The organism is Streptomyces sp. TLI_171 (assembly GCF_003610255.1).
In the GTDB taxonomy this organism is placed as follows: domain Bacteria; phylum Actinomycetota; class Actinomycetes; order Streptomycetales; family Streptomycetaceae; genus Kitasatospora.
Map to the genome: position 1 here is coordinate 6,504,749 of NZ_RAPS01000001.1, position 21,921 is coordinate 6,526,669.

The window sequence follows — 21,921 nt, forward strand, 5'->3', positions numbered from 1 at the left end:
CGGCCTCCCGTGCCCGAGCAGGACAGGGACGGGGACGGGAAGCCGGGCGCATGATCGGATGAACGGGGTGATCGGCCGGGCGGGGGAACGGCCGACGGTTCTGCGCCGCCCGGCCGTGGCGGTCGACCAGACTCGTGGCGTTGATCGCACCCGAGCGGCGGAGGACCCAGCATGAGCCCAGCCACCGCGCAGCCCCCCGAGGTCGCACCGCCGGCCGTGCTGCTCGACCGGGTCCCCGCGCCACCGGCCCACCCGCACGCCGAGGCCCTGCACGCCGAGATCGGCCACTGGCTGTCCGGCACCGGCCTGGTGGACGACGCCGAACGCTTCCTGGGCCGCGGTCACCTCGACCTGGCTGCGCGCGGCTGGGGCGACGTCCCCGCCGGGCCGGGCCTGCGCGCCGCCGCCAAGTGGTTGCTGCTGGAGCGGATCCTGGACGACCGGATCGCCGAACTCCGGCGCACGGACCGGTCGGACGAGGCCCGCGGCACCCTGCGCGACCTCGCCGCCGTGCTCGCCGGCCCGGCGGACCCCGCGCCGGGACCGCCGGCCACCTCCCCGGCCCGGGCCCTCAGCACCCTGCGGCAGGACAGCGCGGCCCTCGCCGGGGCCGCCTGGACGGCCCGCCACGACGCCGACCTGCGCGCCTGGTTGGAGAGTTCGCTCGACCTGCTGGGCACGGCCGGCGCGGTCCCGACGGTGCCCCAGTACCTCTCGCACCGGGACCGCGACGGTGCGGCCCGCTGCGCCGCGGACCGGATCGAACTCGCGCACGGCCTCGCGCTGCCCGAGCAGCTCCACCGCCACCCCCAACTCACCGACCTGCTCGCCAGGTTCGCCCACCTGGTGCAGTGGATCCAGGACCTCTCGCCGGCCGCGGCCGGCCGGGGCGCCGGCCTGCCGCGCGCCGTCGAGGTGCACGAGGGCCTCCCGGCGGACGCCGCCACCGCGAAGGTCGCCGCGCTCTGCGCGGCCGAGCTGACCGCCTTCGAGTTCCTCGCCGACGGCATCGCCCGCGGCTCCCACTGGCCGCCGCAGGTACGGCAGTACGCCCGGGCGTTGGTCCGCTTCGTGCATGCGCTGACGCACTGGGCGGCCGGTCCCCGGCGGTAGGCGGGGCGCCTCAGTGGCCGGCGGTGCCGAGCTGAAGCGGTCCGCCGGCGTGCGGGAGGTCGTCGTCCAGCCAGCAGGCCGAGTGCGAGGTGACGGCCAGCAGTTCGGCGAAGCCGGCGCTCGCGGATCCGGCCGCCAGCTGCAGGGTGAGGGCCCACAGGCCGGGCGGGAGCGGGGAGTTCGCGGTGAACGGCGACAGCGGTCCCGGCAGCGGGGAGACGGGCGACAGCAGGGCCGGTGAGGCGAGGGTGTGGCCGCGCCGGGCGGCGAACGCGGCGGTGGCCGCGAGCAGCCGGGCCGGGGACGCCCCGCCCCGCACCTCGTCGAGCAACAGGCCCCGATAGCAGGGGAGTTCGGCATTCGCCGGGTCGGTGCCCGGGGCGCAGCCGTGGCGGAGGGTGAGGACGGCGGGGGCGGAGTACCGGCCGAGGCGGGGCGCGCAGCGCAGCAGGACGCCGGTGCCCGGGCGCAGCCTGGGGCCCGTGCCGGGCAGCAGGGCGGGGCGCCGGGCCGGGCCGAACCGGACCTGCGGGCGCAGCGCGAAGTCGTGGACGCCGGCCGAGGCGAAGGTCAGCCGCAGCAGGTCGGCGGCCTGCCGTTCGCTCAGGCCGGGCCGGAGCCGGCCGGCGGTCAGCCGCAGGCAGCGGTACGCGAGTTGCTGCAGATCGCGGTAGCGGTCGAGGTCGGGCTCCTCCAGCGGGAGCGGGGCGGTGGGCCGAACCGGGCTGATCGGCATGGTTCCTGGCCTCGGGTGGGTGGGGGCGGCCAACGGCGCGGCGGGAGCCGCTGTTGAGTGGAACTCAAGAGCTGTTGAGCAGTACTCAAAAGTAGCGACGCGGCCGGGGAAGTCAATACGATGCGCGAATGCCCTCCTCCCCGGTTCCGGCCCGGCGGCTGACCGCCGACCAGCGCCGGGCGCAAATACTCGGCAGTGCACGGGAGTTGATGCGCGATCGGGGCCTGGACGAGGTCTCCGTGGAGTCCGCGGCGCAGCAGGCGGGGGTCTCGCCCGGGCTGCTGTTCCACTACTTCGGCTCGCAGCGCGGCTTCCGGGACGCCGTGGTCGAACTGGTCGGCCAGGAACTGCTGGAGTACATCGCGCCCGATCCGCGGCTCAGCCCGTCCGCCCAACTACGCTGCGGCATCGAGCGGTTCACCGACTTCGTGGCCCGCCACCCGGCGCTGTACCAGGCGGTGGTCCGGCACGGCGCCAGGGGCGGCCCGGGCCGGATGGCCACCCTGCACCGAGCCGCCCGGGCCACCCTCGCCGACTGGATCACCGGCGCGGTCACCGGGGCCGGGGCGGCCCGCACCCCGCGGCTGGAACTCGCGGTGGCCGGCTGGCTGGCGTTCATGGAGGAGGCCGTGCTCGGCTGGCTGGCCGGCGCCGCGCTCGACCGGGGCGAGCTGGTCGAACTCTGCGAGGGCGCTGCCTACCAGGTGCTGGAGACCGCCGTCGCCGACCCGGCCCGCTGGCCCGCCGTCCGGGCCGCGCTCGACCGCACGCCGCACCCGGAGTCTTGACAGCCGATCACCCGCGCCGTCACGCTCGCCGCCACACGCCCGGGACTGCCTGCCGGGGAGTTGGGGGGATGGGGATGGTCGGGGAGACCGGTGCGCCCGCCGTCGGGGAGGCGGAGCCCGCGCGTTCGCGGTGGCGGACGGTCGGCGTGGTGCTGGCGGTCCTGCTCACGGTCGCGCTGGTCGCCGCGGTGGCGGTCGCGGCGCTCGCCGTCCGGGTGGACGGGCACAGCATGCAGCCCACCCTGGCCGACGGGCAGCGGCTGCTCACCGGCCCGGGCAGCGGCGGGCGCGCCCAGCGGTTCGACGTGGTGCTGCTGCGCACCCCCGGCCGGCAGACCACCATGGTCAAGCGGGTGATCGGCCTGCCCGGCGACCGGGTGGAGATCCTCGCCCGGCCGGACGGCAGCGCCCCCGCCGTGCTGGTGCAGCCCGGCGGCGCGGGCCAGTGGTACCGGGTGGACGTGCCCGCGTGGTCCGGTCAGGACCGGCGAGCCACCCCGTGCTGCGCGGCCGACGGCCGCAAGCAGTCGGTCGGGGCGGCCCAACTCGTCCCGCCGGGCAAGCTGTTCGTGCTGGGCGACAACCCCGACGGCTCGGACGACTCCCGCAGCTACGGCTGGGGCGAGCTGTCGGCGGTGAGCGGGCGGGTGCTGTGGCGGGTCTGGCCGCCGTCGGTGCTCGGACCGTTGGACGGGGCGGGCGCCCTGGTCCCCGTCACCCCGCCCGAGGGGAGCTGACGGCGCGGGCAGCGTCCGGGCGGGTGCCGGAAAGCGCTACCCGGCGAGCCCGGCGACCCGGACGAACACCTCGGCGATCCGCCGGGCTGAGTCCTCGGGGGTGGCCGCGCCCTGCACGACGTGGCTGGCGGTGAGGCGGACCACGGTGTCGGCGGCCAGCGCCCGGGACGCGGGGTCGATGGCCGGCCAGACCTCGGCCGCGTAGGCGTCGAGCATCGCGGAGGCGGTCTCGAACACCGGCTCGGCGCGGGTGGTGAGGTGGGCCAGCAGCCCGTCCTCGCCGTCCCGCGCGGCGGTCAGCATGGCCCGGGCCAGCGGGTTGCGGCCGGCCAGCCGGAGCGTGAAGAGCGCGGCGGACTCGGCGGCGGCCCGCGGGTCGGCGCGGTGCTCGTCCAGGTGCTGCTGGATGCCGAGCAGGCAGCGCTCCACCTCGCGGCCGAACAGCGCCTCGCCGAGCGCGTCCTTGGACCCGAACTCGTTGTAGACGGTCTGCCGGCTCACTCCCGCGACCGCGGCGACCTGGGTCATCCGGAGCCGGTCGAAGCCCTCGGCTGCGACGAGTTCGCCCGCCGTGTCGAGCAGCCGCTCGCGCAGCAGCGAGCGGACGGTCTCCCTGATCCATGCCATCGTCCGAGCATATCGACGGACCGTCCGCAGGCAGTGTCACGGGCACTGCACACTCTATTGACACTCCATCTAGTACTGCTTACTTTCTGGACACACTGCCGCAACCTGTAAAGCACTCCGGGGGATCAGGGATGGGCTCCCGGCGGGCCGCGGCATGCGCACTGCACACCGCAACCCCCACACCCCGGGCGCGAGTTCGCACCGGACGACGGTTGGAGACCCTCATGCAGGACGAGTCCAGAAGCTCCGCGGCCGAACCCGGAACGGCCGCCGCAGCCCCCGCACACCGGGGCGTCACCCGGTGGCGGCGGTCCGCGCTGGTCGCGCTGCCCGCCACCGCCGTGGTCGCCGCGATGACGGTGGCGATGGCCCAGGGCGTGCTGGCCGCGAACCTCTCGCTGACCAGCGTCCCGTTCACGCTGTCCTCGAACACCGTCGCCGCGCCCAAGGGCATCGGCGCGGTGCTGACCACCATCACGGCCGGCAACTCGACCGCCGCGGCCGAAGTCGGGCTGCCCAAGGCCGGACTCGACGGCATCTGCATCCACGCCGTCCAGTCGGTCAACCTGCCGGTGATCGGCACCATCGGCACCTGGTCGCTGAACATCACCTCGCCGGCCGCGACCACCCCGCTGACCACCGCCCAACTGGCGGCCGGTCAGGGCCTGCAGGCCAACAACCTGATCCTGGACGCGCAGGCGGTCAAGGGCGCCAGCGCCACCCTGAACGCCACCGCCGCCACCCCCAACCAGATCGGCGCGGCGGCCGACAGCGCCAACATCAAGGGCGCCGGCATCACCGACGGCACCGCCGGTCAGTTCGGCCTCGACGCCACGGGCGGCGAGACCGACATCACCGGCCTGCGGGCCAACGCCAACGGCGCCACCATCGGCGGCGCCATCACCCTGCCCAACCTGGCGATCAACCTCGCCAACGGCGACACCGCGGGCAAGGGCGCTGGCGGCAGCGACTGCTGACGCAGCACCACCACCCCCGGCCGGGTGGGGCGCGGCGGACGCGCCCGGCCCCACCCGGACCCGGCCCGCCCTTTGCCTCCGCACCCGAGGGACGCCTTGCCGCGAAAGGGAGTTCGCATGGCCCGCAACCCGCTGCCGGTGCTCAACCGCGCCCGGCTCGCCCTGCGCCGCTGGCGCCGCACCCGGCCGTTCTGGGCCGCGGTGTGGACCGCGCTCGGCGGTTTCGTCATCCTCTACCTGCCGCTCGCCCCCGTCGGCAGACTGCTGCACGTCGGCATCGGCGGCATCAGCGGCATGGCCGCCGGCGCGATCCTGCTGGCCCTGGCCGGCCTCATCCTGGTCCTGCCCGGCCAGCGCTACACCGCGGGCATCATCGCCGTCATCGTCGGCGTCGCCTCGTTCCCGCTCAGCAACCTCGGCGGTTTCTTCGTCGGCATGTTCCTCGCCGTGCTCGGCGGTTCGATGGCCATCGGCTGGATGCCCGAGAAGCCCGCCCGCCGCACGTGGTTCCGCCGCAGTCGCACCGCCGCCGCCTGAGCCCGGCCCGTGCCAGGGCCAGGGCCGTCAACTCCGCTACCGCATCGGAAAGATGACACATGAACCAGCTGCGTTGGAGCACCCGGCTGCGGGTGCTGGCCCGGCCGGCCGCCGGGTGGAACGGCCGGATGCTGGCCACCGCCGTGGACGGGCCGCGCTGCGGGACCCGGTGGGGACGCTCGGCCGCCGTGCTGCTGCCCGCCGCGCTCACCGCCGGTGCGCTCGGCGGGGCGATCGCGCACGGGGTGCTGGCGGCGAGCTTCAACGTCACCAACTCGCCGTTCACGCTGACCTCCAACGGGGTCTCCGGGACCGGGTTCGGTGCGATCCTCAACACCCCGACCGTGGAGGCGCCCAACGGGTCGACCTCGACGACCACCGCGATGGCCCGGGTCGGATTCGCCAGCGCGGGGCTGGCCGGGCTGTGCGGGATCGTGCACCAGTCCTTCGCCGGGGTGCCGTACTCGCTGCTGCTGACGGCCGGTCAGACCGTGACCGCCACGCCGCCCGCCGCCGTCACCACCGACATCAACGCCTCCAACCTGTACATCGAGGCGCCGACGCTGTCCGCTGCCGGGAACACCACCCTGCAGAACGCGGTGCTCGGCATGTCCGCCGACCAGGTGATGGTCGCCGGGCAGGGCCTCACCGGGGCGCAGGCGGGCGGGTTCGGCCTCGGCTCGGCGGGCTCGGGACCGGGCGGCAGCACCGTCAACCTGGCCGGCCTGAACGCCTCCGCGTACACCGCCGAGATCGCCGGCTCGCTCACCCTGCCCGCCCTCAACATCAGGGTGGTCGCCGGATCGGCCACCTCGTGCTGACCGCCCGCGCCGCCGCCGGCCGCCGCTGGTTCCGGGCATTCCGCCGCACCCGGCCGTTCTGGGGCGGGCTCTGGCTGGTGCTCGGCGGCTGGACGGTGCTGAAGTTCTCGCTCGGCGCGATCCAACTCGTCACCGTCACCGGGTTCAACGCGCTGGCCGGCTACCTGGTCGGCGGCGGCATGATGCTCTGCGGCCTGATCCCGCTCGCCGCGCCCGGCCAGCGGGTCACCTTCGGCCTGATCGGCACCGTGCTCGCCGTGGTCTCGCTGGTGGTCTCCAATCTCGGCGGCTTCCTGGCAGGCATGCTGCTCGGCATTCTCGGCGGCGCGATGACCGCCGGGTGGGGACCGAAGCGCAAGAGCGGCGCGAGGCGAACGTCATGACGACACGTCACATCCGGCTGTGCGCGGCGGTGTTGGGCGTACTGGGAGTGCTGGTGGCGGTGGCCGCCGGGCCCGGGAGCGGCGAACGGGCCGCCGCGGTCACCGCGGTGGCGGACGCCGGCCCGGCGCAGACCCTGCCCGGCGAACCCCAGCCGCTCGGCATGCCGTTCCTGCCCACGCCGACCCCGATGCACGTCACCATCGCCAGCCTGAAGGCCGTCGGACTGAGCGTGAAGAACAACGTCACCGTGCGGCTCTCCGACGGCACCACCCGCACCACCACCCAGTACACCTTCACCCAACTGGCGATCCGCTCCGCCATGCAGGTCACCCACACCGCGCCGGACGGCACCGCGCTCACCATCTCCGTCCCCGGCACCGGCTCGCTCGGCGGCCTCGACCGGGCCGGACAGCCCGAGACCACGATGATGTGGGGCGACATCAGCAACATCTGCGTCACCGTCCTGTTCGAGATCTGCGGCATCCAGGGGCTGCTGAACTTCTTCGGCTCCTTCATCAAGCTCGACGCCGGGGCGACCAGGTTCGCCGGCGACATCTACGGCATCCGGACCGTCGACGACCACGCCGCGCTCGACTCCGCGAACAACCCGGTCCACCTGCCCGGCACCATCACGGTCACCGGCCCATGAGCGGACCCGCCACCCCCGGAGCGGAGTTCGGCCAAGTTCGGTGGCGGCCGGCCGGCGCCGTGGCGCTCCCCGCGCTGCTCGCCGCGGGCGCCCTCGGCCAGGCGATGGGCGGCGGCGTGCTCGCCGCCGGGCTGCAGATCCAGAGCGGCACCGTCCAGCTGACCACCAGCAGCCTGTACGGCACGCACTACGCCGCCGCCGTGGTCGACCAGGCCTACACCCGGCCCGACGGCACCACCGGCGTCGCGCACCCGCTGCGGATGGGCTTCGCGCAGGGCGTCATCAACGGGCTCTGCCTGTCGCAGAAGCAGCAGATCCTGGGCGCCACCTACACCCTGATGATCACCCTCGGCGACGGCAACCCCGGCAGCTGGGAGATCACCACCCAGAACACCGTCCTCGACCTGCGCGCCGCCACGGGCGTGCTCGACATGGACGGACTGGTCGACCTGAACATCAACGGACCCGACACCACCACGGTCGGCGACGGCGCCGGCGGCTACCTGCCCAACCCGTTGAACAGCCCGCAGCACCGCTTCGGCATCCAGGCCGGCTACGCCAAGTTCGACCAGGTCACCGCGACCGTCCACGACCTCCAACTGCCCGGCCTGCTGAACACCCCCGGCCTCACCATCAGCGTCAAGCCCGGCTCTGTCGACTGCCCCGCCCCGCCCGCACCCACCGGCGCCCCCGGCACCCGCTGAGCCCGACCGTTCGCCGACCGGCCGGAACCGGACGGTGCCGACGGCGCGTCACCCCGGACAACGGGCGAACGGGATTGCCCACCAGGCCGCAGGGCAGGAGGACGGTATGGGAATCGTCAGCTGGATCATCCTCGGGCTCCTCGCCGGAGCCATCGCGAAGCTCCTGCTGCCCGGCAAGGACCCGGGCGGCATCATCGTCACCACCCTGATCGGCGTCGCCGGCTCCTTCCTCGGCGGCTGGCTGTCCTCGAAGATCCTGCACAAGTCGGTCAACGTGCACTTCTTCGACCTCCCCACCTGGATCTCCGCGATCGCCGGCGCGCTGGTCCTGCTGATCGCCTACCGGCTGGTGTTCGGGAGGTCCCGCGACTGACGGTCCGACCGCCGGAGGGGGCGCCGGGCGACCGGCGCCCCCTCCGGCGCGCTCACGGCTCCGGCAGCGGCTCCTGGGCGTCGAGCCACGCCGCCGGGACGCCGGCCGCACCCGTCCGGGCGGCCACCACGCCCGCCGCGATGGCGCAGGTGGTGTCCATGTCCCCCCAGCCGGACAGCGTCCGCCACAGGCACTCGGTCAGGTCGTCGAGGTGGCCGGCCGCGGACCAGAGCGCGAACGGCACGGTGTCCTGCGCGGAGACCAGGTGGCCCGATCCGAGGACCACTGCGGCGTGCCGCACGCTGGTGCCCGACGGAAGGCGAGCGGCCACCCGCAGACCCGAGCGGACGTCGGAGTCCGGCAGCAGCCCCGCCACCTCCCGAAGGAACTCCGCCCGGGCGGGCGCGGCCGCGCCGCGCGAGCGGACCGCGAACGCCGCGGCCAGCGCCACCGCTAGCGCACCCGCCGCCGCCTCCGGGTGTGCGTGCGTGGCGCGGGCCGAGCGCCCGGCCTGCTCCGCGACCACCGCGAGGTCGTCCGCGAACCAGGCGCCGAGCGGCGCGACCCGCATCGCCGCGCCGTTGCCGTGCGACCCCTGACCCGCGAACAGCGCCGAGCTGACCGCGACATGGTCCGCCCCCGCATGCACCGCGCGCAGCACCTGGTGCATCGACGGCCCGTACTTGCGGTGCGGTACGGCGGTGTACTCGGCGGCGAACTCGCGCGCCAGCGCCGCCGGTTCGACCTCGCCGCGGGCCCGCAGGTGACGGGTGAGGACGAGGGCCATCGCGGTGTCGTCCGTCCAGTGCCAGGGCCCGTGGCGGACGATCCGGGCGCGGGCCTCGGCGGAGGCTTCGTCGACCGGAGGGTGGAACCAGCGGTCGCCGAACGCATCACCGAGCGCCAGACCGCGCAGGCTGTCCAGGGCGGGCGGCGGGACGGGACGGCGGGCGGACACGGGGGGCCTCCGGTGGACGGGCGTCCGGACGGAACCCGAGGCGGGACCGAGGCGGACGCGAGTGACCAGGCAGATTGTGTCCGCCCGGTCGGATCGTCCGCCAACGGATTTCCCGACTGGTACCAAAGGCTGATTCGGTGTCACCCATCGGACGGGGTTCGCTCGATCGTGGGCGGTTCGCGCTGCCGAACCGCCCCCGCGGGTCCAAGGTGGGAGACGGACGCACTCGGAAGATCGCGTCCCGCTCGCCACGCCAGGCCCGGGCCCGTGCACGCGCCCCGGAGGACCACGTCCGCCGGACGTGCGCCCCCGGACCGGGCGCGACGCGCGGAGCGGCAGGCCACCTCGCAGGGAGACGAACCAATCTTCTAGGCTCGCTCATCGGTCCCCTGTTCCCGGTGCCCGTCCGCGCCGAGACCGGAGACCGACGTCCCCGGGCCCCGGGCCGAGCCGGAGCCGCGGACCGAGCGAGGAGGACGCAGTGTTGCACAGCCCCAGGTCGCACCGTACGAGGCGACCGAGCCAGACGCCGCCGATACCTCCCAGTGCGCCCCACCCCGCCGGGGGTGAACGGTGAGTCCCCATACCGTGGCCCCCGAGCCGCACCCCGCCGAAGCCGTCGCGCGCCCCGAGACCCGGACCGCCCCGACCGCGCCCGAACTGCCCGCCGCCGCGCCACCGGTGGCCACTCCCGCCGGCACACCCGACCCGGCCCCCACCGCCGCGCTGCCCGGCCTCCCGCGAACCCTCACCTCGCGGGCCAGGACCCTCGCCGCGGCCGTCCGCAAGCGCTGCGCGGACCTCGCCCGGATCGAGTCCCCGTCCGGCGACGCACCCCGGCTGAACGCCCTCGCCGAAGAACTCGCCGCCGGCTACGCCGCGACCGGGGCCACCGCCGTCCGGGAGAGCTGCGAGCACGGCGACCACCTGGTGCTCAACTGGCCCGGCCGCCACGAGGAACTGCCGCACCTGCTGGTGGTCGGCCACCACGACACCGTGTGGCCCGTCGGAACACTCGCCGACTGGCCCGTCGAAGAACGCGACGGCCGGCTGACCGGACCCGGCATCCTCGACATGAAGGGCGGACTCGCCCTGCTGGAAGGCGCGTTCGCGCTCCTCGCCGACCTCGGCCAGCGGCCGCACCGCCCGGTCCGGCTGGTGATCGTCTCCGACGAGGAGATCGGCAGCCCCGACGGCCGCCGGCAGGTCGAACGCCACCTGCGCGGCGCCGCCGCCGTTCTCGGACTCGAACCCGGGCACCCCGACGGCCGTCTGAAGACCGCCCGCCGCGGCTCCACCCGGGTCCGCCTCACCGTCACCGGACGCGAGGCGCACGCCGGCAACGACGCCGCCGACGGCGTCTCCGCGATCGACGAACTCGTCGACCAGCTGATCGCCGTCCGCGGCCTCGCCCGCCAACCCGGCACCGAGCTCAACACCGGACGGATCGACGGCGGCACCCGCGCCAACGTCATCGCCGGGCGCGCCGAGGCCGAACTCGGACTGCGGTTCGCCACCACCGAGGCCCAGCGCCGCACCCTCGACATCCTTGCCCACCTCACCGCGAACCGGGCCGGCGCGGACGTGCGCACCGAAGTCCTCTCCAGCCGCCCCGCCTGGCCCGAGCGCAGCGGCAACCCGCTGCTGCGGCACGTCCGCTCGCTCGCCGCCGCGCTCGGCCAGCACCTCGACGGGGCGCCCGCCGGCGGGGCGGGCGACACCAACCTGGCCGGCGCACGCGGACTCCCCACCCTGGACGGCCTCGGCGCGGTCGGCGGCGGGCCGCACGCCCGCCACGAACACCTCCGCATCGACCAACTGGGCCCCCGCATCGCCCTGCTGGCCACGCTCCTGGCCGTGCCGCTCCCGCGCCTCCGGGACCGCTGACGCGCACACCAGGGGCGCGGGGAACTGCGCGCCGCGGGAGGCGACCGACACAGCCCCCCGCGCCCCTGGTGGTGCAGGCGCTGATCGCATCCTTGCCACGGCGTGGGCGCTGTGTACAGAATGGAACCGACCGAACGGTCAGTCGGGAGGTGGGTGGTGGAGGCGAGCGCGCAGGCGCAGGCGCAGTCGCGGTTCGAGGCGGTGGTCGCCGCCGAGCAGCGGGTGGAGCCGCGGGACTGGATGCCGGAGGCGTACCGGGCGACGCTGGTGCGGCAGATCGCGCAGCATGCCCACTCGGAGATCATCGGGATGCAGCCGGAGGGCAACTGGCTGACCCGCGCGCCGTCGCTGCGGCGCAAGGCGATCCTGCTGGCCAAGGCGCAGGACGAGGCCGGGCACGGGCTGTACCTGTACGCGGCGGCGGAGACCCTCGGGGTGGACCGCGCGGAGCTGACCGAGAAGCTGATCGACGGCCGGCAGAAGTACTCGTCGATCTTCAACTACCCGACGCTGACGTTCGCGGACGTCGGCGTGATCGGCTGGCTGGTGGACGGCGCGGCGATCTGCAACCAGGTGCCGCTGTGCCGGTGCAGCTACGGGCCGTACGCCCGGGCGATGGTGCGGATCTGCAAGGAGGAGTCCTTCCATCAGCGGCAGGGCTACGAGCTGCTGATGACGCTGATGGCGGGGACGGACGCGCAGCAGCGGATGGTGCAGGACGCGGTGGACCGCTGGTGGTGGCCGTCGCTGATGATGTTCGGCCCGCCGGACGGCGCCTCGCCGAACAGCGAGCGGTCGATGGCGTGGCGGATCAAGCGGCACAGCAACGACGAGCTGCGGCAGCGTTTCGTCGACATGACCGTCCCGCAGGCCGAGCACCTGGGCGTGACGCTGCCGGACCCGGCGCTGGCGTGGAACGAGGAGCGCGGCAGCTGGGACTTCGGCGAGCCGGACTGGTCGGAGCTGCAGCAGGTGATCAAGGGCCAGGGCCCGTGCAACGCGCAGCGGATCGAGCGGCGGCGCACGGCCCACGAGGACGGCGCCTGGGTGCGCGAGGCGGCGTCGGCGTACGCGGCCAAGCAGGCGGCGCGAAAGGAGAGCGGGCGATGAGCGGGGAGCGGGCGGCCTGGCCGCTGTACGAGGTGTTCGTGCGGCCGCGGCGCGGGCTGAACCACGTGCACGTGGGGTCGCTGCACGCGGCGGACGACCGGATGGCGCTGCTGGCGGCGCGGGACGTGTACACCCGGCGCAACGAGGGGGTGAGCCTGTGGGTGGTCCGCTCGGACGCGATCACCGCGTCCAGCCCGGACGAGCAGGACCCGTTCTTCGCGCCGAGCGGCGACAAGGTGTACCGGCACCCGACGTTCTACGCCATCCCCGAGGACGTCCCGCACATCTGACGGCCAGTCAATCACTGAGCAGGGAAGGCGACATGACCGACGACCACGTGTACCTCTCGCTGGCCGAGGCGGGCCCGGAGCCGGACGGCGAGGCCCGCTGGGCGTACGGCACGGGGTTCGCCGATCCGCTGCTGGGCGTGGACGCCGCGCCGCCGGAGGGAGTCGACCCGGCCGACCTGGCGGCGTACTGCCTGATGCTGGGCGACGACGCGCTGGTGCTGTCCCAGCGGCTGATCCAGTGGATCACCCGGGCGCCGGAGCTGGAGGAGGAGGTGGCGCTGGCCAACCTCGGCCTCGACCTGCTCGGGCAGGCCCGTCGGCTGCTCACCCGGGCCGGCCAGCTGGACGGCACCGGCCGCGGTGAGGACGAACTGGCTTACTGGCGCGACGAGTTCGACTACCGGAACGTGCGACTGGCGGAGCTGGAGAACGGCGACTTCGCGCAGTGCGTGGTGCGGCTGCTGCTGTTCGCCACCGCCCGCGAGGAGCTGTACCGGCGGCTCGCCGAGCACGCCGACCCGGTGCTGTCGGCCGTCGCGGCGCTCGGCGTCAAGGAGTTGGCGTACCACCGGGAGTACGCGCAGTCGTGGACGGTCCGGCTCGGCGACGGCACCGAGCAGTCGCACGCGCGGATGCTGGCCGCGCTGGAGGCGCTCTGGCCGTGGCTGGAAGAGCTGTTCACCCCGCACGAGGTCGAACTGCGGCTCGGCGTCGACCCGTCGGAGCTGCGCGGGCCGGTGCTGGCGAGCCTCGCGGAGGTGCTGGCGGAGGCCACCCTGCCGGTCCCCGAGGTGGCGGGCCGGGCCTATGTGAACGGCCGGGCCGGGCGGCACGGCGTGCACACCGAGGCACTCGGGCCGCTGCTGGCCGAGCTGCAGGTGGTGGCCAGGGCGCACCCGGGGGCGACGTGGTGAGCACGCTGGAGCGGGCCAGGGAGGTCGCCGCCGCGGTGCCCGACCCCGAACTGCCGATGCTCACGCTGGCCGACCTGGGCGTGCTGGCCGAGGTCGAGGAGACGGACGGCGCGGTCACCGCCTGGCTGACGCCCACCTACTCGGGCTGCCCGGCGATCGCCGAGATGGCCGCGGACGTGGTGCGGCGGCTGCGCGGGGCCGGGTTCCCCCGGGTCGAGGTCCGGCTGCGGATCGACCCGCCGTGGTCCAGCGACCGGATCAGCGCCGAGGGCCGCCGCAAGCTCGCCGCTGCGGGCATCGCCCCGCCGGCCCCCGGCGGGCTGCTGGCGCTCGGCCCCACCCGGCTGGCCGTGAGCTGCCCGCAGTGCGGCTCCACCGACACCGAGGAGCTGTCCCGGTTCGGCTCCACCGCCTGCAAGTCGCTGTGGCGGTGCCGCAGTTGCCGCGAACCCTTCGACCGGATCAAGGAGATCTGATGGCCGCCCGCCGCCCGCAGTTCCACCCGCTGCCGATCGGCAACCTGGAACGGCTCTGCGAGGACGCCGTCGCGGTGACCTTCGAGGTGCCGGTCGAGCTGGCCGAGGAGTTCGCGTTCCGCCCCGGCCAGACGCTGACCCTGCGCCGGATCGTCGACGGCGCCGACGAGCGCCGCTCGTACTCGCTGTGCTCGCCGGTCGGCGGCCCGCTGCGGATCGCGGTCCGCGAGGTGCCCGGCGGCCTGTTCTCGCACTGGCTGGTGAGCGAGGCCCGGCCCGGCGAGACGGTCGAAGTGCTGCCCCCCGGCGGCCTGTTCACCGCCGACCCGGCCGGGCCGGGCGAGCACGTGCTGATCGCGGCGGGCTCCGGGATCACCCCGATGCTGTCCATCGCCGCCTCGGTGCTGGCCGGGAACCCCGGGTCGCGGGTGACGCTGCTGTACGGCAACCGGCGCAGCGACACGGTGATGTTCGCCGACGAGCTGGCCGACCTGAAGGACCGCCACCTGGACCGGTTCCAGCTGGTGCACGTGCTGTCCCGGGAGAGCCGGGACGCCGAACTGCTCAGCGGCCGCCTGGACCACGACCGGGTGAAGGCGCTGCTGGCGGCGCTGGTGGACGTCCCCGCGGTCGACCACTGGTGGCTGTGCGGGCCGTTCGGCCTGGTGGTCGGCGCGAAGGAGCTGCTGGCCGAACTCGGCGTCCCCGCCGGGCGGGTGCACCAGGAGCTGTTCCACGCCGAGGACGAGACCGCCGAGGGCGGGATCATCGAGGCCCGGCACCCGGAGCCCGCCCCGGACGCCGAGGCCAGCGAGGTCACCGTGGTCCTCGACGGCCGCTCCAGCACCCTCGCCCTGCCGCGCGACCGCTCCATCCTGGACGGCGCCCAACGCGCCCGCCCTGACCTGCCGTTCGCCTGCAAGGGCGGCGTCTGCGGCACCTGCCGCGCCCTGGTGTGCGACGGCAAGGTCGAGATGCGGCGCAACTTCGCCCTGGAGGAGGCCGAGTTGGCGGCCGGCTACGTGCTGACCTGCCAGGCCCGCCCGGTCTCCGACCGGGTGACGGTGGACTACGACCGCTGACCGGCGGCGCCGGCGGGGCGGTTCAGGCCGCGGGCAGGCGCCGCTGCACGATCCACGCGTGCTTGCCGACCTGCCGGATCCGGTCGAAGCCGTGGTCCTCGAACAGCTCGACCGTTCCGCTGAACAGGAACCGCCCCTGCGCCGACCGGCCCGCCACGGTCTCCGGGACGGCCTCCACCAGGCCGCCGCCGGCCTCGGCGATCAGCCCCAGCGCGCCCTCCAGCGCGGTCCGGGCGATGCCCCGGCCGCGGTGCCGCGGGTCGACGTACACGCAGGTGATCCGCCAGTCCGGCAGCGGCGGCGGATCCTGCCGGTAGGCGCGCCCGTGCTTGATGTTCGGCAGCTCCGCGGGGCTGCCGTACTGGCACCAGCCCTGCGCCGCGCCCTCCTCGTCGATCACCAGCGCGGCGTGGGCCCGGCCGGAGCGCACCAACTGCTCCTTCACGGTGCGGCGGTCGCTGCCGGGCTGGCCGTTCTCCGGGTGGTAGGAGAGGCACCAACAGCCACCGAAGACACCGTTGTTGCGCTCCACGAGTTCGGCGAACGCGGGCCAGCCGGCGGCGTTCAGCGGGCGGACGGCTCCGGCCATGGCGGGGAACCCCGGCCGGTCAGCCGCGCGCGGCCGCGTCGATGACGCGGGCGAGTTCGGCGGGCTCGGTGAACATCGGCCAGTGGCCGGAGTCGAAGCCGACGAACTCGACCTGCTTCATCCCGGACACCTCCGGGGCCGCCCCCGCCGCGATCCACTCCCGGACCTGCGCCGGCTCGGCCTCGGCGCAGATCATCGTCACCGGCACGCCGTAGCGCCGCTCGTCCGTCAGCCGCACCGTGCCCAGCGCGACCTGTTCCGGGACGGGGACGGCGTCCGCCGCGATCCGCTGCCGCTGCTGCTCGTCCAGGTCGGCGCTGGTCGGGCCGGCGAACGGCTCCCAGCCGGGGAACGGCACCACGCCGTCGACCAGCGGGAACTGGTCGGCGTACCGGTGGCCGTCCTGGTGCGGGAAGCCGTCCACCAGCACCAGGCCCGACACCCGCTCCGGGCGGGCGTCCACGGCCATCCAGCCGAGCGTGCAGGCGGCCGAGTGGGCGACGATCAGCGGCCTGCCCGCCGACGCGTCGACGGCGGCGACCACGGTGGCCAGCTGGTCCGCCAGGGTGCTGGAGGGGTGCGCGGGGAGGGCCAGCGGGACCGGGCGGTGGCCGAGCCCCTCGAGCGGCGGGAGCACGTCGTTCCACGCGGTGCCGTCCAGCCAGAGGCCACCGATGAGCAGGACGTCCATGGTGCGGACCCCTTTCGGTTCGTTCGGGTGCCCGCTCGTTCGAGCAGGTCACCACCCAGGCTAGGGAGCATTGCGGACGATCGGCTTCCTGAATGCGTAGGGTGTTCGGTGTGTCCACCGGAACCAGCCCCACCGCCCGCGCGCTGCGCGCCCTGGAGGTCCTCCGCGACCGGCCCGGCACCACCGCCGAGCAGCTCGCCGAGAAGCTCGGCGTGACCGACCGGGCCGCCCGCCGCTACGTCGCGATCCTCCGCGAGGCCGGCGTCCCCGTGGAGTCCGAGCGCGGCCCGTACGGCGGCTACCGGCTGGGGCGCGGCACCCGGCTCCCCCCGGTCTCCTTCACCCAGGACGAGGCGCTCGGCCTGGTGATGGCCGTGCTCGACGGCCGGCCCGCCGCCACCGACCCCGGCGACCTGGTGGGCGCCGCCCTCGGCAAGGTGGTCCGGGCGCTGCCCGAACCCATCGCCCGCCAGGCCGCCGTGCTGCGCGAGCACGCCGCCGCCGCGCCCGACCCGTACCCGGCGCACCCCGACCCCGCCGTCACCGGCACCCTGGTGGAGGCGATCGCCACCCGGCGGCGGGTGGTGATCGGCTACCGCAACGAGCGCGGCGACGAGTGGCGGGCCGAGGTCGACCCGTGGGCGGTGGTGGTCCGTCGGGCCCGCTGGTACCTGCTGTGCCACTCGCACCGCTCGGACGCCGTGCGCACCTACCGGATCGACCGGGTGCGGGCCGCCGAACCGACCGCCACCGCCTTCACGATGCCGGCCGAGCTGGACCCGGTCGCGCTGCTCGAACAGCACCTCGGCACCGGCTGGGCGCACCCCACCCGGGTGGTGTTCGACGCCCCGCTGGAGCAGGTCGCGCCGTGGGTCGGCCCGGTGATGGGACGCCTCGAACCGGCCGGGCAGCGGTGCGTCCTGATCGGCAGCACCCGCAACCCCGCGATGTACGCGGGGGAGTGGCTGGCCGCGGTGCCGTTCCCGTTCCGGGTCGAAGGCGGGCCCGAACTCCGGTCGGCGGTGGCGGCGCTGGCAGCCCGGCTGACGGCGGCCGCAGCGGACTGACGACCCGTCAGGCGTCGGCGAGCGCCTGCTCGCGCGGCGCCGCCGCATCGCGCAGCAGTCGGACCACGTCGTTGACGGCCGCCCGGCCCGCGCGGTTGGCGCCGACCGTGGAGGCCGAGGGGCCGTAGCCGAGCAGGTGGATCCGCGGGTCGTCGGCGACCCGGGTGCCGTCCATCCGGATGCCGCCGCCCGGGGCGCGCAGCCCGAGCGGGGCGAGATGGCCGAGCTCGGCCCGGAAGCCCGTCGCCCAGATGATCGCGTCCACCGCCAACTCCTGCTCGCCCCACGCGACTCCGTGCTCCGTCAGGCGGTCGAACATCGGGCGGCGGTGCAGCACGCCGAGCTCCTCGGCGCGGCGGTGGGCGACGCTCGGACCGAGGCCCGTCACCGAGACCACGCTGCGCACCGGCAGCCCGGCCCGCACCCGCTCCTCCACCTTGGCGACCACCTCGCGGCCGAACTCCGGGGTGAACGGCCCCTCGTGGTAGACCGGCGGAGTGCGGGTCACCCACACCGTTTCGGCGACCGCGCCGACCTCGGAGAGCACCTGGATCGCCGACGCCCCGCCGCCGACCACCAGCACGCGCTGGCCGGCGAACTCGGCCGGGCCCCGGTAGTCCGCGTAGTGCAGCTGGCGGCCCGCGAAGCGGCCCGGGTAGCGCGGCAGGAACGGCCTGGTCCAGGTGCCGGTGGCGTTCAGCAGGGCGCGGGTCAGCCAGTCGCCGGAGTCGGTCTCCACCAGCAGCCGCCCGTCCGGCCGGTCGTGCACCGCCAGCACCTTCACCGGGCGGACCACCGGCAGCGCGTGCCGGGCCTCGTACGCGGCGAAGTAGCCCGGCACCGCGACCCGGGCCGGGGTGGCCGGGTCGGTGACGGGGAGTTCGAAGTCCGGCAGGTCGTGGAAGCCGTGCACGGTGGCCATGGTGAGCGACGGCGAACGGTGCGCCCAGGCGCCGCCCGGCGCGTCGTCGGCGTCCAGCACCACGAAGCCCGTGTACGGCGCGAGGCCGCGTCGGCGCAGGTGGTAGGCGGCGGACAGGCCGGCCTGACCCGCGCCGATCACCAGCGCGTCCACCTCGCGGACGGCCGCCGACTCACTGGTTGCACCTTGAACAGTCACGCCCGTGAAACATCGACCGGGGGGCGGGTGTTCCCCGGCAGCAGCCGGAGCGCCGCCGCGGCCAGCCGGTCGGGACCCGCGGGGTGCAGGCCGAGGAACAGCCGCGGCTCGGTCAGTTCGAGCTCGATCAGCACCGGCGCGCCGTCCGGCGTCCGGACCAGGTCGACCCGGGCGTACAGCAGCTCCGAGCGCTCCGCCACGGCGTCCAGCACCCGCTCGGCGAGCGCCAGTTGGTCGGCCTCCGGCTCGCGCGGGACGTCCGCGAAGCCGCCGCCCAGCATCGGGCCGCGACGCACCGCGTGGCTGAACTCGCCGCCCAGGTACAGCAGCGAGGTCTCGCCCTCGTCCTCCACCATCGCCAGGTACGGCTGCACCATCGCGGTGCGGCCCGCCGCCGTCAGCGCGCCGACGTGCGCCAGCGCCTCGGCGTGGTCGGCGGTGCGCACCGTGTCCCGCGCGCCGGAGGAGACGGTGGGCTTCACCACCACCTCCGGCCAGTCCAGGGCGGGAAGTTCGTCGCCCGGCGCGACCCAGCGCGTCGGCACCACCGGCACGCCCGCGGCGGCCAGCTCGCGCAGATAGGTCTTGTCGGTGTTGCGCTCCAGCACCGGCACGGGGTTGGCCAGCCGGGTCAGCGCGGCCGTCCGGCGGGCCCAGGCCAGGAAGGCGTCCCGCTGCAGGATGTAGTCCCACACGCTGCGGATCAGCACCAGGTCGTAGCCCGCCCAGTCGGCCGCCGGGTCGTCCCAGAGCACCGCCTCCGCGCTCACCCCGAGCCGGGCGAACGCGGCCAGCACCGGCAGCGTCTCCACGTCGTCCACACCCCGGCAGGTGGCGTACGCGACCCGGGCGGGACGGCGGACGGGCGAAGACAGCGGGGTGCTCACGGGGGCTCCTGGCGGTGCGCGGAAGGGTGCGCAGCGAGACTCTTATGCACCCGTGAGCAGTGTCAACCGGTATTACGCACTGTCAGACGGTATGACCGTTACGTGGCCGAAGGGCGGTCGGAACCGTTCGGTTGCGGCCCGGCGGGCTCTGCGGCGGGGCCCCGCGGCGGCTCAGCCGAGCGGGGCGATGACCGCCGCCGTGCCGTACGCGCACACCTCGGTGCCGACGTCGGCCGCCTCGCTGACGTCGAACCGCATCATCAGCACCGCGTTGCCGCCGCGCGCCTTGGTCTGCTCGACAAGCCGCGCCATCGCCTGGTTCCGGGTCTCCACCAGGGTCTTGGTGAGGCCCTTCAACTCGCCGCCCATCAGCGACTTCAGGCCCGCGCCGATCTGCGAACCGATGTGCCGCGAACGCACCGTCAGACCGAAGACCTCGCCGATCACCCGCTCAACCCGGTGCCCCGGCACGTCGTTCGTGGTCACCACCATGACCCCGCCGGACGGGTCCTGCCCGCCACCGAACTCGTTCAGATCGCTCATGGCACCAGCCTCCGCCACATGCGGGGCGAATGGCCGTCCCGGCGCGCCGGGAAATCGCTTTCGACGGCCCGCCGCCCGCTCCGACCGGCACCGTTTCCGGGGAGCCGATGGACACCGGACCGCGGGTTTGTCAACCTTGTCGCATGGGCGAGCGAAACGATCATCCACACGGGCCTGGTGCGGCGGAGGACTCCGACGCGCAGGAGATCGAGGCCACGGTGGTGCTGGGAATCCGGATCACCGACTGGCCGGCACTGCGGGCTGCCGCACAAGCGGCCGTCGAAGAACTGGACTTCGCCGGGATCGACCCCGAGGGCCAGCGCAGCCAACTGCTGCGCGAAGTCGCCGAGGACCCCAACGCGGCCCTCGGCGCGCTGCTCCACCCGGACCGCCTGGTGGCCGCCATCCCCGGCATCGAGGCGCTCGGCGGCACCCTGGAGATCAGCGTCACCGACGACTTCGCGCCCGACTTCGCCGAGCTGTTCCCGCTCGACGACGACGGCGACACCGGTGACTGGACGCTGACCCCGCGCACCGCCTGCCTGGTGCACACCCAGCTGATCGGTCTCGCCGACGCGGCCTACGAGGACCTCGACGAACACGGCGAGGACCCGGTCACCGTCGCCGACGAAGCCGAGTGGACAGTGCTCGGCCGCCTCCCGCAGCGCACCTGGAACCTCCACCGCGGCTGGCGCCGCGCCTTCGCCCGGGCCTTCGACGACCTCGCCGACGACCTCGCCCTCGGAGAATGGCCGCTCCCGCGCTGCCTCGCCGAGGACGTCGCGCTGCGCCTCGCACTCGCCGACGCCCGGTCGCTGCTCGGCGCGCAGCCGGAGTCCGTCGCCGACATGATGGGCGACCTCCCCGCCGACCTGTACGACTACGACTGGGACGGCTGCGCCGACGAGCTGTTCGGCGTCTACGGCCCGGACGAGGAGGACTCCGACCTCGACGCCGGGCAGCGGATCGACCGACTCCTCGCCGCCACCCACCCCGAGGGCTGGTTCCTCGGCTACGAGGACGCCGAGGAGCGCGACCCCGCCCGGGGCTACCGGCGCTGAACTGGCATGCTGGAGGGGTGAGCTCACCCTTCGACCTGCCCGCCGCCTCCGCCTCCGCCCACGCCCACCTGCCCGCCGAGGGCACGCCGGCCGTCGGCGGCCACGCCGAGGACCGCGACACCCGCCCGCAGTACGTGCTGCCGCTGGTGGTCCGGCTGGAGCGCGCCGAACCGCCCGCCCGGACCGACGCGCTGGAAACCTCGGCGCGGGCCGTGCTGACCCTGCTCGCCGACCCCCGGGCGACCGGTCCGGACGGCGAGTGGGCCGAGCGGGTCGAGGCCTGGGAGGACGCCCGGATCCGCAAGGTGGTGCGGCGGGCCCGCGGCGGCGAGTGGCGCAAGGCGGGCGAGCTGCCCGGCATCACCGTCACCGGGGAGAGCGCCGAGGTGCGGGTGTTCCCGCCGATCCCGTTGGACGGCTGGCCCAAGGAACTCGCCAAGCTCCAGGTCTCCGGCACCGACCTCGACGACCCCGCGCCGCCCGGCCCCGCGCCCGAGGGCGTCCCCGTGCTCTGGCTCAACCCCGAGCTGGAGATGAGCGCGGGCAAGACCATGGCGCAGACCGGTCACGCCGCTCAGCTGGCCTGGTGGGAGCTGGACGAGGCGCAGCGCAAGGAGTGGGCGGAGAGCGGTTTCCAACTGGCCGTCAGGACCGCCTCCGCCGCCGACTGGCCCGCCCTCACCGACGGCCGCCTCCCGGTGGTCCGCGACGCCGGCTTCACCGAGATCGCTCCCGGCAGCTGCACCGTCGTCGCCTACCACCCGGCGCTGCACGGCCGTTGACGCGCAGTCGCGGGCCGG

The 21,921-nt window shown here is 74.9% G+C and carries 27 protein-coding genes; 19 read left to right on the plus strand and 8 right to left on the minus strand.

The features are described from left to right. The first annotated feature begins 171 nt into the window (after positions 1–171). Positions 172–1,113, plus strand: coding sequence for a terpene synthase family protein (locus BX266_RS28940; RefSeq protein WP_099904543.1), 942 nt, complete (start codon positions 172–174; stop codon positions 1,111–1,113). A 10-nt stretch (positions 1,114–1,123) separates the two neighbouring features. Here BX266_RS28940 and BX266_RS28945 read toward each other — a convergent pair whose 3' ends face one another. After that, a complete protein-coding gene (locus BX266_RS28945) occupies positions 1,124–1,849 on the minus strand; it encodes a M24 family metallopeptidase (protein ID WP_099904545.1) in 726 nt (241 codons plus the stop codon). Positions 1,850–1,977: 128 nt separating this feature from the next. Here BX266_RS28945 and BX266_RS28950 point away from each other — a divergent pair, with 128 nt between their 5' ends. Both BX266_RS28950 and lepB read left to right on the plus strand, forming a co-directional pair. Next, the gene (locus BX266_RS28950) at positions 1,978–2,637 is read left to right on the plus strand and encodes a TetR/AcrR family transcriptional regulator (protein WP_099904547.1); all 660 of its coding nucleotides are present in this window, start codon (positions 1,978–1,980) and stop codon (positions 2,635–2,637) included. 68 nt (positions 2,638–2,705) lie between these two features. Further along, entirely contained in the window at positions 2,706–3,374 is a 669-nt protein-coding gene (lepB, locus tag BX266_RS28955) for a signal peptidase I (protein WP_259464902.1), read from the plus strand. A gap of 36 nt (positions 3,375–3,410) precedes the next feature. Here the strand turns inward: lepB and BX266_RS28960 are convergent, their stop codons facing one another. After that, entirely contained in the window at positions 3,411–4,001 is a 591-nt protein-coding gene (locus BX266_RS28960) for a TetR family transcriptional regulator (protein WP_099904549.1), read from the minus strand. Between the two features lie 224 nt (positions 4,002–4,225). On the opposite strand from BX266_RS28960, the gene BX266_RS28965 reads away from it, so the two are divergent. The 7 genes from BX266_RS28965 (at position 4,226) to BX266_RS28995 (ending at position 8,446) form a co-directional block, all read left to right on the plus strand. Beyond that, on the plus strand, positions 4,226–4,978 hold the full coding sequence (locus BX266_RS28965) for a cholesterol esterase (protein WP_259464903.1): 753 nt from the start codon (positions 4,226–4,228) through the stop codon (positions 4,976–4,978). Between the two features lie 117 nt (positions 4,979–5,095). Beyond that, positions 5,096–5,515 (plus strand): DUF6114 domain-containing protein, encoded by a 420-nt coding sequence (locus tag BX266_RS28970; RefSeq protein WP_099904551.1) that lies wholly within the window; start codon positions 5,096–5,098, stop codon positions 5,513–5,515. Positions 5,516–5,574: 59 nt separating this feature from the next. Continuing rightward, entirely contained in the window at positions 5,575–6,336 is a 762-nt protein-coding gene (locus tag BX266_RS28975) for a DUF6230 family protein (protein WP_099904553.1), read from the plus strand. Then, positions 6,330–6,719: a DUF6114 domain-containing protein gene (locus BX266_RS28980; protein ID WP_259464904.1), complete on the plus strand. Its 390-nt coding sequence runs from the start codon at positions 6,330–6,332 to the stop codon at positions 6,717–6,719. The genes BX266_RS28975 and BX266_RS28980 overlap by 7 nt, the downstream gene beginning before the upstream one ends. Continuing rightward, positions 6,716–7,369 (plus strand): hypothetical protein, encoded by a 654-nt coding sequence (locus BX266_RS28985; RefSeq protein WP_099904555.1) that lies wholly within the window; start codon positions 6,716–6,718, stop codon positions 7,367–7,369. Before BX266_RS28980 ends, BX266_RS28985 begins: the two co-directional genes overlap by 4 nt. Then, positions 7,366–8,073 carry a DUF6230 family protein gene (locus BX266_RS28990; protein WP_099904557.1) on the plus strand — a complete coding sequence of 236 codons (708 nt, stop codon included), beginning with the start codon at positions 7,366–7,368 and terminating at the stop codon, positions 8,071–8,073. The genes BX266_RS28985 and BX266_RS28990 overlap by 4 nt, the downstream gene beginning before the upstream one ends. Before the next feature lie 106 nt (positions 8,074–8,179). After that, positions 8,180–8,446 carry a GlsB/YeaQ/YmgE family stress response membrane protein gene (locus tag BX266_RS28995; RefSeq protein ID WP_099904559.1) on the plus strand — a complete coding sequence of 89 codons (267 nt, stop codon included), beginning with the start codon at positions 8,180–8,182 and terminating at the stop codon, positions 8,444–8,446. Positions 8,447–8,498: 52 nt separating this feature from the next. Here the strand turns inward: BX266_RS28995 and BX266_RS29000 are convergent, their stop codons facing one another. Further along, positions 8,499–9,404, minus strand: coding sequence for an ADP-ribosylglycohydrolase family protein (locus BX266_RS29000; protein ID WP_099904561.1), 906 nt, complete (start codon positions 9,402–9,404; stop codon positions 8,499–8,501). 573 nt (positions 9,405–9,977) lie between these two features. On the opposite strand from BX266_RS29000, the gene BX266_RS29005 reads away from it, so the two are divergent. The 6 genes from BX266_RS29005 (at position 9,978) to paaE (ending at position 15,163) form a co-directional block, all read left to right on the plus strand. After that, on the plus strand, positions 9,978–11,291 hold the full coding sequence (locus tag BX266_RS29005) for a M20 family metallopeptidase (RefSeq protein ID WP_218969275.1): 1,314 nt from the start codon (positions 9,978–9,980) through the stop codon (positions 11,289–11,291). 120 nt (positions 11,292–11,411) lie between these two features. Further along, the gene (gene paaA, locus BX266_RS29010; protein WP_259464905.1) at positions 11,412–12,401 is read left to right on the plus strand and encodes a 1,2-phenylacetyl-CoA epoxidase subunit PaaA; all 990 of its coding nucleotides are present in this window, start codon (positions 11,412–11,414) and stop codon (positions 12,399–12,401) included. Further along, positions 12,398–12,691 carry a 1,2-phenylacetyl-CoA epoxidase subunit PaaB gene (gene paaB / locus BX266_RS29015; RefSeq protein WP_099904565.1) on the plus strand — a complete coding sequence of 98 codons (294 nt, stop codon included), beginning with the start codon at positions 12,398–12,400 and terminating at the stop codon, positions 12,689–12,691. The genes paaA and paaB overlap by 4 nt, the downstream gene beginning before the upstream one ends. A gap of 32 nt (positions 12,692–12,723) precedes the next feature. Further along, positions 12,724–13,605 carry a 1,2-phenylacetyl-CoA epoxidase subunit PaaC gene (paaC, locus tag BX266_RS29020; RefSeq protein ID WP_099904567.1) on the plus strand — a complete coding sequence of 294 codons (882 nt, stop codon included), beginning with the start codon at positions 12,724–12,726 and terminating at the stop codon, positions 13,603–13,605. After that, positions 13,599–14,081, plus strand: a complete 483-nt coding sequence (gene paaD / locus BX266_RS29025; protein WP_099904569.1) for a 1,2-phenylacetyl-CoA epoxidase subunit PaaD — start codon at positions 13,599–13,601, stop codon at positions 14,079–14,081. The genes paaC and paaD overlap by 7 nt, the downstream gene beginning before the upstream one ends. Beyond that, positions 14,081–15,163 carry a 1,2-phenylacetyl-CoA epoxidase subunit PaaE gene (paaE, locus tag BX266_RS29030; RefSeq protein ID WP_099904571.1) on the plus strand — a complete coding sequence of 361 codons (1,083 nt, stop codon included), beginning with the start codon at positions 14,081–14,083 and terminating at the stop codon, positions 15,161–15,163. The genes paaD and paaE overlap by 1 nt, the downstream gene beginning before the upstream one ends. 22 nt (positions 15,164–15,185) lie before the next feature. Here the strand turns inward: paaE and BX266_RS29035 are convergent, their stop codons facing one another. Both BX266_RS29035 and BX266_RS29040 read right to left on the minus strand, forming a co-directional pair. Beyond that, entirely contained in the window at positions 15,186–15,752 is a 567-nt protein-coding gene (locus BX266_RS29035; RefSeq protein WP_099904573.1) for a GNAT family N-acetyltransferase, read from the minus strand. A gap of 19 nt (positions 15,753–15,771) precedes the next feature. After that, positions 15,772–16,443, minus strand: a complete 672-nt coding sequence (locus BX266_RS29040) for an alpha/beta fold hydrolase (protein WP_099904575.1) — start codon at positions 16,441–16,443, stop codon at positions 15,772–15,774. A gap of 110 nt (positions 16,444–16,553) precedes the next feature. Here BX266_RS29040 and BX266_RS29045 point away from each other — a divergent pair, with 110 nt between their 5' ends. Continuing rightward, a complete protein-coding gene (locus BX266_RS29045; RefSeq protein ID WP_259464906.1) occupies positions 16,554–17,510 on the plus strand; it encodes a YafY family protein in 957 nt (318 codons plus the stop codon). Positions 17,511–17,517: 7 nt separating this feature from the next. On the opposite strand, the gene BX266_RS29050 is transcribed toward BX266_RS29045, so the two are convergent. The 3 genes from BX266_RS29050 to BX266_RS29060 form a co-directional block, all read right to left on the minus strand. Continuing rightward, complete coding sequence (locus BX266_RS29050) at positions 17,518–18,630, minus strand: NAD(P)-binding domain-containing protein (protein WP_099904579.1); 1,113 nt, start codon at positions 18,628–18,630, stop codon at positions 17,518–17,520. Next, the gene (locus BX266_RS29055; RefSeq protein WP_099904581.1) at positions 18,627–19,517 is read right to left on the minus strand and encodes a RimK family alpha-L-glutamate ligase; all 891 of its coding nucleotides are present in this window, start codon (positions 19,515–19,517) and stop codon (positions 18,627–18,629) included. Before BX266_RS29055 ends, BX266_RS29050 begins: the two co-directional genes overlap by 4 nt. Before the next feature lie 171 nt (positions 19,518–19,688). Further along, positions 19,689–20,060 carry a YbjQ family protein gene (locus BX266_RS29060; protein WP_099904583.1) on the minus strand — a complete coding sequence of 124 codons (372 nt, stop codon included), beginning with the start codon at positions 20,058–20,060 and terminating at the stop codon, positions 19,689–19,691. Positions 20,061–20,203: 143 nt separating this feature from the next. Between BX266_RS29060 and BX266_RS29065 the strand changes: the two genes are divergently transcribed. Both BX266_RS29065 and BX266_RS29070 read left to right on the plus strand, forming a co-directional pair. Next, a complete protein-coding gene (locus BX266_RS29065; protein WP_143687024.1) occupies positions 20,204–21,121 on the plus strand; it encodes a hypothetical protein in 918 nt (305 codons plus the stop codon). 17 nt (positions 21,122–21,138) lie between these two features. Then, positions 21,139–21,903: an aminoacyl-tRNA hydrolase gene (locus tag BX266_RS29070; RefSeq protein ID WP_180290652.1), complete on the plus strand. Its 765-nt coding sequence runs from the start codon at positions 21,139–21,141 to the stop codon at positions 21,901–21,903. The last annotated feature ends 18 nt before the right edge of the window (positions 21,904–21,921 follow it).

What these genes read in the sequence shown, in the direction of transcription:
- BX266_RS28940 (WP_099904543.1), top strand. Translation starts at nt 172, where the DNA reads ATGAGCCCAGCCACCGCGCAGCCCCCCGAGGTCGCACCGCCGGCCGTG.
- BX266_RS28945 (WP_099904545.1), bottom strand. Translation starts at nt 1,849, where the DNA reads ATGCCGATCAGCCCGGTTCGGCCCACCGCCCCGCTCCCGCTGGAGGAG.
- BX266_RS28950 (WP_099904547.1), top strand. Translation starts at nt 1,978, where the DNA reads ATGCCCTCCTCCCCGGTTCCGGCCCGGCGGCTGACCGCCGACCAGCGC.
- lepB (WP_259464902.1), top strand. Translation starts at nt 2,706, where the DNA reads ATGGGGATGGTCGGGGAGACCGGTGCGCCCGCCGTCGGGGAGGCGGAG.
- BX266_RS28960 (WP_099904549.1), bottom strand. Translation starts at nt 4,001, where the DNA reads ATGGCATGGATCAGGGAGACCGTCCGCTCGCTGCTGCGCGAGCGGCTG.
- BX266_RS28965 (WP_259464903.1), top strand. Translation starts at nt 4,226, where the DNA reads ATGCAGGACGAGTCCAGAAGCTCCGCGGCCGAACCCGGAACGGCCGCC.
- BX266_RS28970 (WP_099904551.1), top strand. Translation starts at nt 5,096, where the DNA reads ATGGCCCGCAACCCGCTGCCGGTGCTCAACCGCGCCCGGCTCGCCCTG.
- BX266_RS28975 (WP_099904553.1), top strand. Translation starts at nt 5,575, where the DNA reads ATGAACCAGCTGCGTTGGAGCACCCGGCTGCGGGTGCTGGCCCGGCCG.
- BX266_RS28985 (WP_099904555.1), top strand. Translation starts at nt 6,716, where the DNA reads ATGACGACACGTCACATCCGGCTGTGCGCGGCGGTGTTGGGCGTACTG.
- BX266_RS28990 (WP_099904557.1), top strand. Translation starts at nt 7,366, where the DNA reads ATGAGCGGACCCGCCACCCCCGGAGCGGAGTTCGGCCAAGTTCGGTGG.
- BX266_RS28995 (WP_099904559.1), top strand. Translation starts at nt 8,180, where the DNA reads ATGGGAATCGTCAGCTGGATCATCCTCGGGCTCCTCGCCGGAGCCATC.
- paaA (WP_259464905.1), top strand. Translation starts at nt 11,412, where the DNA reads ATGGAACCGACCGAACGGTCAGTCGGGAGGTGGGTGGTGGAGGCGAGC.
- paaB (WP_099904565.1), top strand. Translation starts at nt 12,398, where the DNA reads ATGAGCGGGGAGCGGGCGGCCTGGCCGCTGTACGAGGTGTTCGTGCGG.
- paaC (WP_099904567.1), top strand. Translation starts at nt 12,724, where the DNA reads ATGACCGACGACCACGTGTACCTCTCGCTGGCCGAGGCGGGCCCGGAG.
- paaE (WP_099904571.1), top strand. Translation starts at nt 14,081, where the DNA reads ATGGCCGCCCGCCGCCCGCAGTTCCACCCGCTGCCGATCGGCAACCTG.
- BX266_RS29035 (WP_099904573.1), bottom strand. Translation starts at nt 15,752, where the DNA reads ATGGCCGGAGCCGTCCGCCCGCTGAACGCCGCCGGCTGGCCCGCGTTC.
- BX266_RS29040 (WP_099904575.1), bottom strand. Translation starts at nt 16,443, where the DNA reads ATGGACGTCCTGCTCATCGGTGGCCTCTGGCTGGACGGCACCGCGTGG.
- BX266_RS29060 (WP_099904583.1), bottom strand. Translation starts at nt 20,060, where the DNA reads ATGAGCGATCTGAACGAGTTCGGTGGCGGGCAGGACCCGTCCGGCGGG.
- BX266_RS29065 (WP_143687024.1), top strand. Translation starts at nt 20,204, where the DNA reads ATGGGCGAGCGAAACGATCATCCACACGGGCCTGGTGCGGCGGAGGAC.